This is a genomic window from Roseibium sp. LAB1 (genome assembly GCF_054658235.1).
Window position 1 is genome coordinate 774,641 of the sequence record NZ_BAAGIB010000001.1, and the last position, 16,397, is coordinate 791,037.

Consider the following 16,397-nt stretch of genomic DNA (forward strand, 5'->3'; position numbering starts at 1 on the left):
GGGTTTCTCCGAATATCTTGAAGGGCTTCAGCCGGTCAGGTTTCGCTGTCGGACGGGAAAACCGTGCCGAGCGAGCGCCAGTCCTTGCCGGCATTGTCGGCATCGGCGTTCCAGTCCCGATAGGAATTGATCGTGTCCGGCACCTGTGCCGGCCACCAGCACGGGTCCGAACATCCGTAGAGGTCGGCTTCCATCGGCTGGCACAGCGCTGCGACGCCGCCGAACGGGTCGACTTCCCAGCCGGGATCGAGCGTTGATGTGCAGCCCACGACCACCGTCTGCATGGCCCTTACTTCGTCCATCTTGTCGGTTTCGACCGCATTGACCACACGATCGGCTTTCTGGTTCAGGGGTTTCATGTGTCTCATTTGCCGAATGCCCTCCGAGGCATGATGTGATCCGAAAAGTAGGCCGGTGCGCCGGCGATCAACGCGCCATAGACACCGATGCCGAAATCCACCCAGTCGCGCATGAGGTCGCAATAGTGGTAGGTCGGCTTCATCGGATCGGAGAAATGGGCGTAGCTCTCGTGGTAGCAGCCACCTGCGCAGATATTGCGAATGCGGCAGGTCGAGCAGCCCTTGTCGGTGCGGTCGGCCCGGTCCTCGATGAAGCGGGCCAGCTTCTGCTTTTCAATGCCGCTGTCGACCGTTCCATAGGTGTCCATATCGGAGCCCGTGAACCGGTGGCAGAGATTGAGACCACCCTCGTGATCAACCGCCAGCATGCCAAGGCCGGCCCCGCAGGGCAGTGCCTTGGACCGGCCTTCGTAGAGATCGCTCATCAGCTGGTGCATGTTGGAAAAGCCGATGTTGCGCCCCATCAGCGCTTCGTCACGATAATGCCGGCCGAGACGTTTCATCTCGTCGAAAACCGTCAACAGCTCGTCACCGGTCAGGTTGAACGGAGCGATGGGGCCCGAGGTCACCGGAGAAAAGCCGACTTCTTGGAAGCCAATCTCGTTCTTGAGGTGATCCCAGATCTCGTAGACCGCCGTAACGCCATGGGTCAGCGTCACCCGCCCGCCGACAGGCCGGGAGGTGTAGCGTTCCAGCAGCATCTTTGTCTTGGAGGCGACAACGTTGTAGGTGCCCTTGCCGCCGACGGTCTTGCGGTTCTTGTCGTGAAGCGCCTTCGGCCCGTCCATCGAAACAGTCAGGCCGAACCGGTGGGCATTGAGCCAGTCGACAATCTCCTCCGTCAGAAGCGTCGCGTTGGTGGTCAGGGTAAAGTCGACCCGCTTGCCGAGATTGCCGAAGCGGTCTTCCGCATAAGCGACCACTTCCTTGATCAGGGCCAGGTTGCTGAGCGGTTCACCGCCGAAGAAGACAACATTGTAGCTGTCCCGGTCCGGGCTTTCCGCCAGCAGCAATTCGATCGAGCGTTTTGCAGTCTCGAAGGCCATGCGCCGGCCCTTGGACGGCGTGTCCAGATCCTCCTTGTAGCAATAGGTGCAGGAGAGATTGCAGCCGGTGTTGACGTTGAGAACGATCGTCGTCAGCGGAAAGTTCTGGATATGGATCGGCGGCCGCTCCGCCCGTGGCGGGCGGCCGTCGGTGATGATGTCAAGATCGAGCAGCGACCGGATGCGCTCGGTCACTTCAACCGGATCGACCCGGCCACCGAAGCGTTCCCGAACATCCGCTTCGGAAACCTTCGTCCGGTTGCTGAAAAGGTCGATCACGTCATTGTCGAGCCGGTCGATCTCGAACAGAGATGTCGTCGGCACGTGGAACAGCAGATGTCGCCCGTCCACTTCGACCCGATGCGCGTTCTGCGGCTGAAAAAAGAGATAGCCCATGGTTTCAAACTCCTGTTTCAGCGGATCGGGGGATCGTTCCAGCGCTGCACCGTGACGATGAGCTGACCTTCACCGGTCGCCTCGCCGCTGGTTGCCAGCACCTTCAGATTGCCCGCGTTGTTGGTGGAGAACGGACGCTCGGGATTGGGACCCGCAACGGCGGGCACGAAGATGCCGAGCGTTTCGTCCATCGTCCCTGCGAATTTCGTGTCTTTCAGGTGCTCCGCCTCTTCATTGAAGGGCGCAACCGACCAGGTGGCTGGCACGGAGCCGATGCGGATATCGTCGTCGGTTCCCGGCTGGCCGTCCGGACCATTCCAGTACCCGACCGCATTGAAGCGCGCCGGAACCTTTCCGGCAGACCCGCCACCGCCGCCAACGCGGGCGACCGCAAAGGCCGGTTCCACCTTGAGGCTGTCGACATGGCTATAGACCGCAAGCGTGTCTTCGGTAGCGGCATCGCCGGAGGCAACCGTCACCAGGCCGTCGGCATCTGCCGCAGGCGCCACGTCGATGGCCGCCCCATAGGCATTTGCGGCTCCGCCCGAGGCTTCAAGCGCACCACTTAGGGCAACACCACTCAGCCCGGTACCGACGACCTGGACAGTGGCAGCGCTGCCCGCAGGAACAGTCGACGGGATGACGCCGACAATTGCCGGTGCACCGCCGGCTTTCGCCGCCTTGAAGGTACCGCCGAGGCTGTCTTCGGCATGCAGGAACTGACGTCCGCTCAGGCTGTTTCCGTCTTCGGAGATCGCCAGGATCTGCCGGTATTTCGTGCCGCCGATGTCCAGGTTGGCGCGCCATTCATAGCCGGTATAGACGTTGAGCTTTCCGGAAAGGGTGAGTTCCTCTCCGCCAACGGTCATCAGCGTACCGGAAACCGAATAGGGCTGGCTGTCACCTGAAACCTCAAGCGTGCCATAAGCTTCGCCCTTCTCGGGCAGGCTGGTTGCGAACACCCAGCTGCCGGTGGCCTCGGGCTTTTGTGCCTCCAGCCACTTGCTCCAGGCTTCCGACTCGAGCGGATAGCGCTCGGCCAGTAGCGGCACCACTTCCTCGCGGGCCAGTTTCAGCCATTCCCGGTCACGGCCGAGGGCCTGATATTCCAGGGTCGGCCACTGACCGACATGGAAGTCGATATGCAGCGCCCATTCTTCCGGTGTCCGTCGCTGAAGCTTGAAACGGGCCGCCGAATGGCAACGCGAGCACATTTCGCCGAGCGGAGCTTCCACCTGTTCCAACACCGCTGGTTCGCGCTCCAGAACGTACCGCAGACCATCAGTCTCGCTGGGGGCGAGGCCTTGGGTATCGGCCAGGTAATGCACCAGTTCACTCTGCACGGCAGGCTCGATTTCCATGCCATGGAAGAGCCGCATGCGCACGATGGTCATCAGCCAGCCTTCGGGCGTCTTGCGTTGACCGCTGATGCGGCTGAGCGCGCCATTGTCGTCAGCCATATGACAGCCGCTGCAATTTTCCTCCAGAAGCGTGGCACCATCCTGCGCCCCCGCCGGAAGAGGCAACAGAAGCATCAGCCCGGCGATGCCGGCCAGATGCCCCTTTCGCATTCGTTTGATCATGCTGTTTCCCTCGTTTTGGTCTGGTGTTGTTTTGTGCAGCTCAGTGAGCCATGCAGAAGTCCGCGACTTTCAAGCCAGCCAAAGGCAGCCTTGAGCGCGGGAGACGGCGTGCGTGGCGGCGGTTGCGCCAAGACGGACGACGGGAAGAAAGGCTTGAGATCGCCAACCGGGATGCCCGCGACATAGGCAACACCGCCGGGATCCTGCGGTGTCACCAGAACTTCGCGTTCCACCAGCCGGTTGCTGTCGACAACGACACGTTGCTCGAGGTGGGTTTCAGCCACGGGCGGATGTGACGGTTCATCATCGGGCCAGTTGATGCGCTCTGCCCAGAACGGATTGGCGGAGAAACCCGTTTCCAGTCGGTAGAAGTCGCGTCCGGTGCGGGCCTGGCGCCAGAAGGTCTCCACAACTCGGTCGCGGTAGAACCTGGCGGCAAGCTGCCCCCCTTCCTCCGGGTTTTCGAATATGGTCAACACACTCGGCACAGCGGAAAGTGCGGAGGACAAGGCCCAGAACAGTCCGTGACCGGACAACGGATCGATGGCAACAGCGGCATCGCCAACCGGAATGACCGGCAACGGCAACCTCGGGGCTGCAAGAACAAGCCCGGCCGGTCTTGCGATCAGAGGCTTTGAACAGGAGAGGTCTTCAAACCGCTCCGCAAGTTGTTCCTGGGCGAGGAACCGGATCATCCGCTCCTGCAAGGCCGCTTGACCGGATCCGGGGAGATCGTCCGCACCGATGGAAATCTGCAGCCACCGGCCAAAGTCCGGATCTTCTGCAACCCAGAGCCAGCCCTGAGGGGTCGCCTCCACATGCGTGCTGGCAGGACCTGCAGGTCCGTCGGTCAACCCGGCAATTGCGAGGGTTTGAGGACCTTTCAGGCGCTGGGCGGAGGAGGCCTGTCGCCCACGTGCATCGATCAGCAACCGGGCACTGATCTCCTCGCCGGTGGAAAGCTTCAAAAGTACGCCGTTTTGCCGGTCGGATTTCAGGATCCGGCTAACACGGGCCTGCCGGGTTTCTGTACCTGCTGCAAAGGAGGCACGTCGCAAGGCGTCATCGAAGTCATGTCGGCGAACCAGCCGCTCTCCGTTGGCCGTGCCGGTCAGACCGGCCCATGTCACATGTCGGGGTAAAGGTTCGCTGGCAGCTCCCAGTGCTTCGCCAAGCCCCTTGGCAATCAGAAGCTGAGCCACCCGTTCGCCGAGGCCTTCCAGCCTGGGGCGGCAGGTTGCCGGGTCGATCAGGAGCACGCTGAGCCCGGCACGAGCCAGCTCACGCGCTGTGAATGCACCAGCGGGTCCACCGCCGGCCACTGCCACATCGATGCAGGTCACCAAATCTGTTCCCTCGTCCGGACGCCCAAGTTTTCAAGGTGCTGAACCGGATCTCTCTGTGCCTGCCATTAGAGAGAGTGCTTTTACGTACTTCTCGACAATTTTGGCCAATCTTCGCGAACCCCTTGAAATGCGAATCTCGTCAATTGCAACAGGTCCGGAACTCTGGTGTAGTTGTCGCTTCCACTTGCCGTTTACCGCGGCAGTTGGACAAAGCGGGACTTTCGGGAGAGGCGGGGGTCATGCCAACAGGTGCCACAATCATATCAGGTGCCTTGAGCGGTCTGCAGTCCATGCTGATCGACAAGGGACTTGAGCCGGCTGCCCTGGGACGCCAGAGCGGCGTGCCGGTCGACGCCTGGCAGCACCCTCAGTTTGAAATTCCGCTCTATGCATTTGTCGAGATTTACGAACATGGCGCTGCCATGCTCAGCCAGCCAGGCATCGGCTGGCAATCCGGTCCCATGCTGAACCTTCGCGACCTGGGTGAACTGGGCGATGCGCTTCTGACCGCGTCTACCGTTGGATCCGCATTGCGCACTTTCGAACGTTTCATAAAATTCGTTCAGAGCGAGACGGATCTGCAGCTGACCGTCGAAGATGGTGTTGCCACCCTCACCTACCGCATTCTCAACCCTGACATCTGGCCGCGCCGGCAGGACGCCGAATTCACGCTTTCCGTCCTCACCGAACTCATTCGGCGCGGTGCCGGGCCCAACTGGCAGCCGGATCTCATCTGCTTTGAACATACCGCCGCCCGCCCGCTGTCGGTCTGGGCGCAGACAGCGGGCAGTTTCTGCCTGTTCGATTGCGAAACGAACGCTCTCAGTTTTCCTGAAAAGGTCCTGTCCGCACCGATGCCACAGGATAGCAGCGGACACTATAGAAACGCTCTTGCCAGCCTCAGCCAGGCACTTGCCGGCAAGGCCCGCGCCAAGTCCTTGACCGCGCGCACTCGTACGGCAATCTATGAAGGGCTTGGCACCGGCACGTCCGACCAGGAAGCCGTTGCCCGCAGGCTCGGCCTGTCCCGCCGCAGTCTTCACAGACATCTGAGTGAGGAAGGCTTGCGCTTTTCAACGCTTCTGGACGATTGCCGCTATCGCGTGGCGCGCCACGCCCTCGTCGACACCAGTCATTCACTGGCCCAGATCGCCTGCGAACTGGATTATTCTGATCAGACCGCCTTCGAGCGGGCGTTCAAGCGTCGGACCGGCATGACACCGAAACAGTACCGGCTGAGTTACGGCCGCCTTCCCGACCGGTGACCACGGCGCGTTTGGGACGACAAACGAGGTCAAGTCACGTCTTCGCGCCAATTACTAGCGACCTGCAAGTTCAGGATGCGAATAGGCTTGCGGATAAGGCATCGGCCGGAATGGCCCCAGCGGCACAACGTTGTTCCAGGACCGCCCGAAATAGCCCTGCCTGCAATGGATCAGTGACGAACTTTCGGCAACTCCCGGCAAGGCGTGAACCCTGCACAGCCAGCGCCACAGATTTGGATAATCCAGAATGCGCGCACCGTTCAGTTTCATGCGCAAAAAATAAACTGGGTCGTGCCGGTAAAGCGTCGGGAACAACCTCAGATCCGCTTCAGTGAAATCGTCGCCGGTCAGATACGGCCTGCCACCGGCTGCCAGACGGTCTTCCAGCTCTGCCAGCATGATGAAATAGCTTTCGTAAGCCGCCGCGTAGACACTCTGGTCGGATGAGAACCCGGCCTTGTAGGCACCATTGTTGATCCGCGTATAGATCGCCTCGTTCAGGGCATCGATTTCTGCCTGCAGGTCGGCGTCGTCCGGATAAAGGTCAAGGCGTATGTCTTGTGCAATCGTGCTGCCCAGCTCCCCCGCGTGAGCATTCAGCATGCGGATGATCTCGGCGCTTTCATTGTTGACGATGCGCTTCTGCTTCTTGTCATAGAGAACCGGAACCGATCGTTCCTCCGACCCTTCGGCCCGGTAGATCTGCTGTACCAGCCGTAGGCCTTCGCCCGTCGCCGTTTCCTGCGTGCATTCCGGCAAGGGTTCCCCCGTCAGACTCGCGACCTTCTCAGGGCTGAATTGCCAAAGGTTCTCACCTGCCGGATCGTCCTTGTCCGTCCGTCCCGGAAAGGCAACATCCATGGAAACGCCGGACTGAAGCCCGAGCACGTTTCGGGCAAGCGTTACCCGGTGACACCAGGGGCAATTGAGCGCAACGAACAGGTGATAACGTCCGGGTTCCGCCGGAAAATCCGCATCGCCGATAGCAGAGCGAAACCCGCTGACACCGCGCACGAATTCTCCTTCCGCACGGCGGCTGGCGGCATCGGCCTGGTTTTCTTCCTTCGACAAATCGGCAGTCGGCTTCGGCATAGTCTTCCTCCGGTTCCTTCACTTTACGACCAAGGCATGGCCGGGGGCAAAGTTGCTCCCGGCCAGGATTTGCAACTAACCGCGCAGGCGATGGTGCAGGATGATCGGCACCGCCAGTTCCTCCTCATCGCTCAGGTGGCGTGCGAGCAGGGTTTCGATGGTTTCCGTCACCGGCTGCAGTTTACCGGCTTCCTCTCGCGCTTGCGCTTCGTCGAGCTGAACCAGCTTGATAGCCCGATTGGCGGTTCGCGAGAGCCGGAACAGCATCCCGTCCAGTGCTTCGTGATCCTGTTCCAGGATCTGCAAACCCTTTTCGAAACGCGGGTCAGCCTCACAGAGTTCCGGAAAGTAGCTCTTGTCTTCCCAGGTATGATGCCCGTGAAGATTGCGCACCAGCAGGTCACCGTAACGTGACAGTCTTGCCGCAAAACCGACCGGTTCCCGCTGTTTTTCCAGGTAGGCCTCCGTTTCGAGACGCACCAGTTCCGCCAATTGCCGGAACATCACATGTGCCCCCAGCCAGTTGCTTGTTTTCTCCTTGAAGCCCGGGTGAGCCTCCCAGGTCTCGCGCGGATACGCATCCAGCAGAATGCGCATGTCCGCGGGCATTTCCGTGGTGCGAATTTCAATATCTGCGGTCATGACGTTTCCTATCAGCTTGTCGGCAGGCCCGACCACGAGTCCTCTCGCGTGAACCGGTCCGGCACATCAGGTTCTGCCACAGATAGGAAGTTGCAATTTTCATAACCAGATATCAAAATAAGAGCCATACGTTCTAATTTGGAGAACATGTTGGGACAGATGGAAGACCTGCGCCTGTTCGTTCAGGTGGTTGCCAGCGGCAGTATCTCGAAAGCCGCTTCGGAGCTCGGCATTGCCAAGTCGGCCGTCAGCCGGCGCCTGTCCCTGCTGGAAGACCGCTATGGAACCCGGCTGGTCGATCGCTCGCCCGGGCATTGGGACCTGACCGAACCCGGACGGGAGCTGTACCAGCGCGCAAGCCGTGTCGTCAGCGATGTGGATGAGATCGAGGACGACTTCCTGAGCAGCGGCACGGCCCCTTCCGGCCCCCTGGCAATTTCCATCCCGAGGGATTTCGGCCATGGATTCCTCAACACGGCGCTGATCGATTTCCAGGCCCGGCACCCGGAAATTCAGCTGACCGTGGATTTCGATGACCGGCTGGTCGATCTTGCAAGAGAAAACTATGACTTTGCGATCCGCATCACCGAAACGCGGCCCCAAAACGCCATCACAATGAAGCTGGGCACAGTGGAGCATTGCCTGTTCGCAAGCCCCGACTACCTGCGCCAGCACCCAGTGCCGCAGTCGATTGACGACCTGCAGCAGCACCGGCTTCTACATTTCGGCTGGGCACGCCGGGCTGCCTGGGAGTTCCAAACGCAAAAGGCCAAGCGTCAGCGGATTGAATTCCAGCCTGCACTCAATTCCAACAGTGGCGCGTTTCTTCTGGACGCGACCGTACAGGGTCACGGTATCAGCCGTCTGCCCGATTTCATCGTGACGGACGCGCTGGCTGCCGGAAAGCTGGTGTCCCTGCTACCGGACATCGCCGTGCCTGCCTGGGGTATCTATCTGCTCCACGCCCGCGAACACCGGCTCAACCGCCGCATGCGCCTCTTTGCCGAGGAGATCCGGGCCGCATGTCTTTCCGGCCTTGGCAACGAGCCGGAAAAAGCGGCCTGACTCTGAAGCCTGAGCCCGAACCAGAGCCGCTCGCGCCGCGGTCCTAGCCCCGGCCGACGAAGGGCATGGCGGTCGCCATCACCGTCAAGGTCAGCACATTGGCATCCAGCGGCAGGCTGGCCATATAGGTGACAGCGTTGGCGACATGTGCCGGATCGATGGTCGGCTCGGCAGCGGTTTCGCCATTGGCCTGCAACACACCGCCGCTCATTTTTGCCGTCATGTCACTTGCCGCATTGCCGATGTCGATCTGACCGCAAGCGATATCGAAAGGCCGTCCATCCAGCGCTGTCGATTTCGTCAGCCCGGTGATGGCATGTTTGGTCGACGTATAGGGGGCAGAATTCGGCCTTGGCGTCGTTGCCGAAATGGAGCCGTTGTTGATGATGCGTCCGCCGCGCGGCTCCTGCGCCTTCATCAGCCGGAAGGCCTGCTGGGTGCACAGGAACGCCCCGGTCAGGTTCGCCGCCACGACAGCGCTCCACTCCTCGAACGAAATCTCCTCCAACGGAACGGAAGAATTTGAGATACCGGCGTTGTTGACCAGCAGATCCAGCCTTCCGAACGTCGTCGAAATCTCGTCGAAAAGGGCCTTCACGGATGCCGGATCGCCTACATCCGCAGCAATCCAGGACACTTCGTTGCCACTGTCGCGAGAAAGCTCGGCAGCAGTCTTTTCCAGAACATCCTTGCGACGACCGCTGATCAGAACCCGCCAGCCGGCCCGGCTCAAACCAGCGGCAACAGCCTTGCCGACACCCGTGCCGCCACCGGTCACAAGTGCGATCCTGCCCTTCACGTCAAACCCGTCTGCGGTCATGGAATTCTGCCTTCCAGTTCGTCTTCGATATGTATGCGGATGATGTCGTCAAAGCCGGTTTCCGCCTGGAACCCAAGCTCCAGGGCTCGCCTGGCATCGAAATTCGTTGGCCAGCCGTCAACAATACGGACAATGGCTTCGTCCGGTTCCCGGCGGATCAGGCTGACAGCCTTTTCTCCGGCAACCCGTCGCAATGCCTCGATCTGCTCGCCGACTGTGGCGGACAAACCCGGCAGCGTAACCGTGCGGCGCGGGCCCATGCGAGCCGTGTCGAGCCGCGCGGCATGAACGAAAAAGCCGACTGCGGCGCGCGGACTTGCGAACCAGTGGCGCACACTGTCATCCACCGGCAGAACGGCCTCCCCCCCGGCAAGCGGCTCGCGCATGATGTTGGAAAAGAAACCGGAGGCCGCCTTGTTTGGCTTGCCCGGACGAATGCAGATCGTCGGCAGGCGCAGACCAATGCCATCCAAGAAGCCTTTGCGGCTATAGTCTGCCAGCAGCAACTCGGCGATCGCCTTTTGCGTGCCGTAGCTTGTCAGAGGTGTTGTGAAGAACTCGTCGCCGATCTTTTCGGGAAACGGCTGGCCGAACACGGCAATCGATGAGGCAAAGATCACCTTCGGAAAATACGGCTCGCGCGAGCCTTCGATCCGGATGGCCTCGAACAACGCGCGGCTTCCGTCAAGATTGACGGCATAGCCCTTTTCAAATTCCTGCTCCGCCTCGCCGGAGACGATGGCCGCAAGGTGAAAGATGACATCCGGGCGGACAGCGATCAGCGTCTGTGCCGTTCCGGGCTTGGAGAGGTCCACGGTGACCGCCTCCGCAACACCTGGCAGCGCCGCAGGAACGGCGGGCGCAACAGCATCGGCAAGGGTCAGCCGCGACACCTCGAAACCGAGAATGCCCGGTTCCGCTGCCAGCTTTTCAACAAGCTTTCGGCCAACCATACCGGCAGCGCCGATGACGAGAATGTGCATGGAGGGTCTCCGCGGAGTTCAAGGGGCAGGAACGTTCCAATGGAGACTTGCGGAGATTGAGCGGAAGGGCAAGGCGGATTAAGCGGAAAGGTGTTCTCCAGGCCGACATACAACCTGCTTGCCCTGCGGAGCCTCCGCTTTGATGACTGTCTCGCCCTCCAGGCAACGGATGATGCGTGCGCAGGAGACGTCCGCTGGGGCCACCTTCGGCGCCCCAGCGAGATGACAGGTGCAAAACCGCTCAGCCTGCCTGGATAAAGCTTTCCAGTTTGCCCAGGGTCTGCTGTCCCAGTTCCACGGCGCCGAAGCCCTTCGCTTCCTGGAATTCCGCCGCTGTGCTGAAGACCATGCCGAGGGTGACCTTCGTTGCTCCGTCCTCTTCCTCGAACGAGGCCCAGGCATCAGCATGTTTCGGGCCGTTCTCGCCCCACAGAAGCGTGTAGCTGAGCCGTTCATCCGGCCGGACATCAGCGTAGAGATGATGGTTCGGAAACACCGTGCCGTCAGGCGCGATCATGTCGAACACCCATTCGCCGCCTGCGCGCAAATCGATCCGTTTGGTGCGGCAGGAGAAACCGTCCGGCCCCCACCATTGCGGCAGCGTCTCCGGATTCATCCAGGCTCCCCACACGACGGATCGCGGTGCACGGATCACCCGTTGCAGGATCATCGTGCGCTCAGCAGCGCCTGCAAGGTTGTCCAGCCCCGCATTGAAGCCCTCCCGATACCCGCCTTCCATATCCGAGCCCAGCGAGGAAAGCTGCACTGTCACGGCCAGCCGGCTGCTTTCGCCCAAATCGGCGATAGTTGCCGTCACCAGAGCAATCGACTGCGTTTCACCTTGGCACGAGATCACTTCGTAATTCACGCTGCGCAAAGGTGGCTGCAGTTCCAGCCAACCGCATTCGCAGCGCATGTCGGGCTGACCATCCACCTTGCAGAGCGAAATCTCGCGTCCCCCCACCCTTGTGTCGGCCTCCAGAAACTCCACGGTGACTGCAGGTGATGGCGCTGCCCAGACCGCCCTGGCCGCTGGCGCCGTCCAGGCCTGCCACAGGGTTTCGGCAGGTGCTGCCATGTCGCGCTCGAAACTGAGCGTTGCAAATCCGATTAGTCCTTCGCCAGCCGTGTTGGAGGCTGTGCTGTCCAGAGCCACGTTCTGCGTCATTCTCCGGTCTCCTTCATGACGTTCATTACAAATGCATCCAGCCTGTCGAGGCGGGCCTCCCAGATGGCGCGTTGTTCATCGATCCATGTCCGCACCGGTTCCATGGCTTCCGGAACGATGGCGCAGGTGCGTATGCGCCCATCCTTGGCGGTGGTGATGAACCCCGCCTCCTCGAGCACGGACAGGTGGCGCATCACCGTCGGCAGTTTCAGCCCGGTGGGTTCGGCAAGGTCCGTCACCCGTGCCGGGCCACTGGCGAGCCTTGTCAACATTGCCCGGCGCGTCGGGTCGGACAGCGCATGGAACAACAGGGAGAGGTCAGGATCATGCTTAGCCATATTGCTAAGTATTGCGAAAGCCACTCTGAGCGCAAGAAAAAACTTCGTCGATTGGCTAAGTTTTCACGGAAAACCAAACCAGAAACAGGATAAATATCTTTTAAGTCAAATGGTTAGCGCAAATATTTCCTGGATTGGAGGAATGCGCGCCTGGTAATTGGGCTGCGTGTCACCGGAAAAGGACGTCATCCCGGCATTATCCCCCCAGCAGCAATGCCCGAGCAGGCATCCACAGCCCCATGGCCATCATCATCAGGCTTTCGGTCAGCGAGACGAAACCGAGCGGAACCGAGGAACCGCCACCAACACAGGCGCATTTCAGCTCACGTTTCTCCAGATAGACCGCCCTGAAAATACTGACGGCACCGATCAGGCCGATGCAGAAGGACACCGGTGCCGACAGCCAGACCAAGGCACCGGCCGTCATCAGAATGCCGGCAAAAGCCTCGGCATAGGGATAGATTCTGGAATAGGGAACCCAGCGTCGGGCCAGCAGGTCATAGTTGAGGAACATGGTGGAGAAGCTCTCCACATCCTGCAGCTTCTGGATCGCAAGGATCGTCATGGAGAGCGATACGAACCATTCGGCTGCCCGCAAGCTGACAGGCGTTCCATATTGATGCCAGGACAGGCCAAGCGCCAGAAGCAGCGCGACGGAAAAGATGGCAATCACCGGCCGGTAGGTCGTGTCGCTCCGTTCCTCTTCAGGCGGGTCGAGTTCGAAATGGACACGAAGGGCGTCATACCCGCCGATCCGCTTGTTTCCGATGAAGGTTTGCGGGGTCGTCTCGACACCGTGCTTTTGCATGAAGGCGTCGGTCTCCTCACGGGTCGTGAGGTGATGATCCTCAACCTCATAGCCTTGCCGCTCCAGCAGGTCTTTGGATTTGAGACCGTAGGGACAGATATGCCCGGGCATGACCATGCGGTGAAGGCGGGCTGTCTGTTTGGCGGTTGTACCAGTCATCACATGAGGCTCCTTGGTCAAGCAAGGTCTGACCGGGCGCATTCACCTCCATCGAAGGAACAATCGTCTCACGAGACTTGGGCATGCCGCATCGGCCAGATGCTGTTTTGTGTCTGGCAAACGCAAGAGGAACCCGATGGTTGCGGGTCATCAGGTGCCAGCTTGCTCTATTGCGCTTTCCAGCACCTCATACACGCGCCCCTCTCCCATCTGGCTGACATTGAACCGCAGGAACCCGGTCATCGACTGTGAAACACTGAAGACATTGCCGGGGGCAAGAACGACGTTCCGGCGCAGCGCGGAGCGGGCAATGGCGGCTGCATCCCGGCCGTCCGGCAGACTGCACCAGAGGTAAAAGCCACACTTGGGGCTGAGCCAGGGCGTAATACCGAGCCGCTCCAGCCTACCGGCAACCTCGCGCCGCTTCTTCGCAAGGCGCACCCGCAAGGCTTCCATGTGCTTGCGATAACTGCCGTCGCTCAGGACGCCATAGACAAGATCGCTCGCGACCGGTCCTGGGCCACCGAAATTGGTGGCCACTTGCAGGTCAACAAGAGCCTCGATCCAGTCCGTTCGAGCGGCAATGTAACCGCAGCGCACGGAGGCAGACAGGGTCTTGGAAAAGCTGCCGATGCGGATGACACGCTCCAGTCCATCGAGAACGGCGAGGCTCGGCAGGGGTTCTGGCGCAAAGCTGCCGAAAATATCGTCTTCTATCACCACCAGGCCGTGGGCTGTCACAAGGTTCAGGACCTTGTGCGCAACCTGGGGCGAGATCGTCGCGCCGGTGGGATTGTGAAGGCCGGAGTTGGTGATGTAGAGCTTGGGCTTGTGCCGGGTCAGCGCTTCTTCGAACAGCTCGGTATCCGGTCCGCAGCGCGTGAACGGCACACCGGCAACCTCCACCCTGTGCGCCTTCAGCAGCGCCTGAAAATTGAAGTAACACGGGTCATCGACCAGAACCGTGTCGCCCGGCCGCAGAAAGAATCGGCAGATGAGGTCGATGGCCTGCGTGCCGGAGGACGTGAGCAGGACCTGGGCGGGGTTCACCTCCAGGCCTTCTTCTGAAAACTGCCGCGCCAGCAGGTGGCGCAGGTTCGCAGCGCCCCGGGTTTCGCCATAGTCGAACAGATGGCCCCCACCAGCCCGCGCAAGCGCGCGCAGGCCACGGCGCATGGCCTCGTTCGGCATCCAGTCCGCCGGCAGCCAGCCACAGCCGGGCTTCAGAACATCCGGCCCGGCATCCAGCGACTGGCGCGACACCCAGAAAGGGTCGATCTCCCGGTCAAGCTGCGGCCCGACCTCCGCAACCGCGAACGGCCGCGCGGCATCGGCAACATAAAAGCCCGAGCCGCGACGGGCATAGATCACACCTTCCGCCGCCAGCCGGTCATAGGCGATCACCACGGTGGAGGGCGACACCCTCATGGTGGCGGCAAAGCCGCGGATGGACGGCAGTTTTTCGCCCGGCTCCAACGCCCGGCTGGCGATCTTGCGCTTGACGGCGCCCATCACCCTGGCTGTGCGCGTGTCCTGTTCCATGGCTGCATCCGTTGAAGTGTATGGCAAGTGTAAGCAGTACAGTTTTTATAAATTGTATTGCACTGTCTCTGTCCTGACCAGCCCCGCCGGACTAGTCCTGATCGTGCAATTTGTTCCGCCAAACGGGAACACTCGAAGACAAGACAACAGGAAAACCAGACATGCAGGCATCGATGGCAGGATGGGGCAGCGGGCTCCTGGGCGTTCTCATCTTCAGCGGCTCACTGCCGGCGACGCGGGTTGCGCTCGGCGGCTTCAGCCCGATGTTCCTGACCTCCGCCCGCGCTGTCGTGGCGGCATTCCTCGGCATTGCCGTGCTGCTGCTTCTTCGGCAGGCGCGGCCGCAGCGGAGCGATCTGGTTTCACTGCTGATTGTCGCCCTTGGTGTCGTCGTCGGCTTTCCGCTGCTGACGGCACTCGCCCTGCAACACGTCACCGCCGCGCATTCCATTGTCTTCATCGGCCTCCTGCCCCTTGCAACTGCCCTTTTCGGCGTGCTGCGCGGGGTCGAAAGGCCGAAACCCCTCTTCTGGGTGTTTTCCTGCACAGGCAGTGCGGCGGTTGCCGCTTATGCGCTGTCCCAAGGCGCCGATCTTTCACTGAAGGGCGACCTCCTGATGCTTGCGGCGGTCATCGTCTGCGGCTTCGGCTATGCGGAAGGTGGTGCCCTCTCCCGTCGTCTTGGCGGCTGGCAGGTCATTTCCTGGGCGCTTGCCCTGTCGCTTCCCGTCATGGGCACGCTCGCGTTGCTGACATGGCCGGACAGCTGGTCGGGCGTCGAAACGCCCGCCTGGGTCGGTCTTGGCTATGTGTCTGTCTTCTCCATGCTGGTGGGCTTCATCTTCTGGTACCGGGGCCTTGCCATCGGCGGCATTGCAGGTGTTGGCCAGTTGCAGCTGCTGCAGCCCTTCTTCGGGCTGATGCTGGCCAGCCTGCTGCTGCACGAACCGGTGTCCTCCACCATGATCCTCGTTACCACGCTGGTGGTGGGCTGCGTTGCCGGCGCCAAGCGCTTCGCCTGAGGGCTTCGCCCTCTCCCTCCGCCTCCTGCAGTCCGCGCCTTGCCCGGCCGGAATTTGCTTCCGCCCACCGGAGAATTTTGCAATATGGTTCCGTACCGTGAAATTGCCTCCGCCGGGGCGTACCGGCGGATTTCGGCTGAATTGACTTAGAGGAAAAAAGACATGGGTTTCTTTGATTTCGTGAAGGATGCGGGCAAGACGCTGTTTGGCGACGACGATGCACCGGAAGCAAGTGCGGAAGCCATCGAAAAGGAAGTTACCGACCTTGGCCTCGACGGCGACGTCAAGGTTGAAGTCAACGGCGACACCGTCAAGATCGCAGGTGCGGCCCCCACCCAGGAAGCCCGTGAAAAGCTGATCCTTGCCGCCGGCAACGTGCTCGGCATTTCCAAGGTCGAGGAAGAAATCACCGTCGAGAGCAACGAGCCGGAAGCCAGGTTCCACACGGTGGTCAAGGGCGACACGCTCTGGAAGGTCTCCGAAACGGTCTACGGCAACGGCGCCAAGTATCAGGCGATCTTTGAAGCCAACAAGCCGATGCTGTCCGATCCGGACAAGATCTATCCGGGTCAGGTCCTGCGCATCCCCGCGCTCTGATCTGCCTTCAGTAACACAAGGTCAACTCCCTGGAGGGAGACCGAGCTGTGCGCTCCGGCTCCGTCGGCGATAAAAACAGCGTCTCCCTCCTGCTGATCCTTTGGCAGCAAGCTGCATTCGACCGTTGAGTGAAAGCTTACGTCAGTCCTCGGGTTATCCCGGCTGA

At 60.9% G+C, this 16,397-nt stretch carries 16 protein-coding genes; 4 read left to right on the plus strand and 12 right to left on the minus strand.

Features of this window, described 5'->3' with window-relative positions:
* Positions 1–35: 35 nt before the first annotated feature.
* Genes qhpC through qhpG form a run of 4 tightly spaced genes read right to left on the minus strand, consistent with a single transcriptional unit; the run spans position 36 to position 4,727 of the window.
* Positions 36–368, minus strand: a complete 333-nt coding sequence (gene qhpC, locus ACYQ54_RS03715; RefSeq protein WP_460079458.1) for a quinohemoprotein amine dehydrogenase subunit gamma — start codon at positions 366–368, stop codon at positions 36–38.
* Positions 365–1,801 (minus strand): quinohemoprotein amine dehydrogenase maturation protein, encoded by a 1,437-nt coding sequence (gene peaB / locus ACYQ54_RS03720; RefSeq protein WP_460079461.1) that lies wholly within the window; start codon positions 1,799–1,801, stop codon positions 365–367. Before peaB ends, qhpC begins: the two co-directional genes overlap by 4 nt.
* 17 nt (positions 1,802–1,818) lie before the next feature.
* The gene (peaA, locus tag ACYQ54_RS03725) at positions 1,819–3,384 is read right to left on the minus strand and encodes a quinohemoprotein amine dehydrogenase subunit alpha (RefSeq protein WP_460079463.1); all 1,566 of its coding nucleotides are present in this window, start codon (positions 3,382–3,384) and stop codon (positions 1,819–1,821) included.
* Positions 3,381–4,727 carry a flavin-dependent monooxygenase QhpG gene (qhpG, locus tag ACYQ54_RS03730; protein ID WP_460079466.1) on the minus strand — a complete coding sequence of 449 codons (1,347 nt, stop codon included), beginning with the start codon at positions 4,725–4,727 and terminating at the stop codon, positions 3,381–3,383. The genes peaA and qhpG overlap by 4 nt, the downstream gene beginning before the upstream one ends.
* A 242-nt stretch (positions 4,728–4,969) precedes the next feature.
* Here qhpG and qhpR point away from each other — a divergent pair, with 242 nt between their 5' ends.
* Positions 4,970–5,995: an AraC-like transcriptional regulator QhpR gene (gene qhpR / locus ACYQ54_RS03735; RefSeq protein ID WP_460079468.1), complete on the plus strand. Its 1,026-nt coding sequence runs from the start codon at positions 4,970–4,972 to the stop codon at positions 5,993–5,995.
* A 54-nt stretch (positions 5,996–6,049) separates the two neighbouring features.
* Here the strand turns inward: qhpR and ACYQ54_RS03740 are convergent, their stop codons facing one another.
* Together ACYQ54_RS03740 and ACYQ54_RS03745 are read right to left on the minus strand one after the other, a co-directional pair.
* Complete coding sequence (locus ACYQ54_RS03740; protein WP_460079470.1) at positions 6,050–7,087, minus strand: glutathione S-transferase C-terminal domain-containing protein; 1,038 nt, start codon at positions 7,085–7,087, stop codon at positions 6,050–6,052.
* Between the two features lie 75 nt (positions 7,088–7,162).
* Complete coding sequence (locus ACYQ54_RS03745; RefSeq protein WP_460079472.1) at positions 7,163–7,729, minus strand: hemerythrin domain-containing protein; 567 nt, start codon at positions 7,727–7,729, stop codon at positions 7,163–7,165.
* 147 nt (positions 7,730–7,876) lie between these two features.
* Here ACYQ54_RS03745 and ACYQ54_RS03750 point away from each other — a divergent pair, with 147 nt between their 5' ends.
* Complete coding sequence (locus tag ACYQ54_RS03750; RefSeq protein WP_460079474.1) at positions 7,877–8,794, plus strand: LysR family transcriptional regulator; 918 nt, start codon at positions 7,877–7,879, stop codon at positions 8,792–8,794.
* Positions 8,795–8,837: 43 nt separating this feature from the next.
* Here the strand turns inward: ACYQ54_RS03750 and ACYQ54_RS03755 are convergent, their stop codons facing one another.
* From ACYQ54_RS03755 to ACYQ54_RS03780, 6 genes are all read right to left on the minus strand, one after another.
* Positions 8,838–9,614, minus strand: a complete 777-nt coding sequence (locus ACYQ54_RS03755) for an SDR family oxidoreductase (RefSeq protein ID WP_460079475.1) — start codon at positions 9,612–9,614, stop codon at positions 8,838–8,840.
* Positions 9,611–10,597 (minus strand): D-erythronate dehydrogenase, encoded by a 987-nt coding sequence (gene denD, locus ACYQ54_RS03760; protein ID WP_460079477.1) that lies wholly within the window; start codon positions 10,595–10,597, stop codon positions 9,611–9,613. The genes ACYQ54_RS03755 and denD overlap by 4 nt, the downstream gene beginning before the upstream one ends.
* Positions 10,598–10,838: 241 nt before the next feature.
* Positions 10,839–11,765, minus strand: a complete 927-nt coding sequence (locus ACYQ54_RS03765) for an SRPBCC family protein (protein WP_460079479.1) — start codon at positions 11,763–11,765, stop codon at positions 10,839–10,841.
* Entirely contained in the window at positions 11,762–12,103 is a 342-nt protein-coding gene (locus tag ACYQ54_RS03770) for an ArsR/SmtB family transcription factor (RefSeq protein ID WP_330559841.1), read from the minus strand. The genes ACYQ54_RS03765 and ACYQ54_RS03770 overlap by 4 nt, the downstream gene beginning before the upstream one ends.
* Before the next feature lie 196 nt (positions 12,104–12,299).
* Entirely contained in the window at positions 12,300–13,070 is a 771-nt protein-coding gene (locus tag ACYQ54_RS03775) for a MauE/DoxX family redox-associated membrane protein (protein ID WP_460079481.1), read from the minus strand.
* A gap of 150 nt (positions 13,071–13,220) precedes the next feature.
* Entirely contained in the window at positions 13,221–14,612 is a 1,392-nt protein-coding gene (locus ACYQ54_RS03780; RefSeq protein ID WP_460079483.1) for an aminotransferase-like domain-containing protein, read from the minus strand.
* Positions 14,613–14,773: 161 nt separating this feature from the next.
* Here ACYQ54_RS03780 and ACYQ54_RS03785 point away from each other — a divergent pair, with 161 nt between their 5' ends.
* Together ACYQ54_RS03785 and lysM are read left to right on the plus strand one after the other, a co-directional pair.
* A complete protein-coding gene (locus ACYQ54_RS03785) occupies positions 14,774–15,634 on the plus strand; it encodes a DMT family transporter (RefSeq protein WP_460079485.1) in 861 nt (286 codons plus the stop codon).
* 162 nt (positions 15,635–15,796) lie between these two features.
* On the plus strand, positions 15,797–16,231 hold the full coding sequence (gene lysM, locus ACYQ54_RS03790) for a peptidoglycan-binding protein LysM (RefSeq protein WP_460079487.1): 435 nt from the start codon (positions 15,797–15,799) through the stop codon (positions 16,229–16,231).
* The last annotated feature ends 166 nt before the right edge of the window (positions 16,232–16,397 follow it).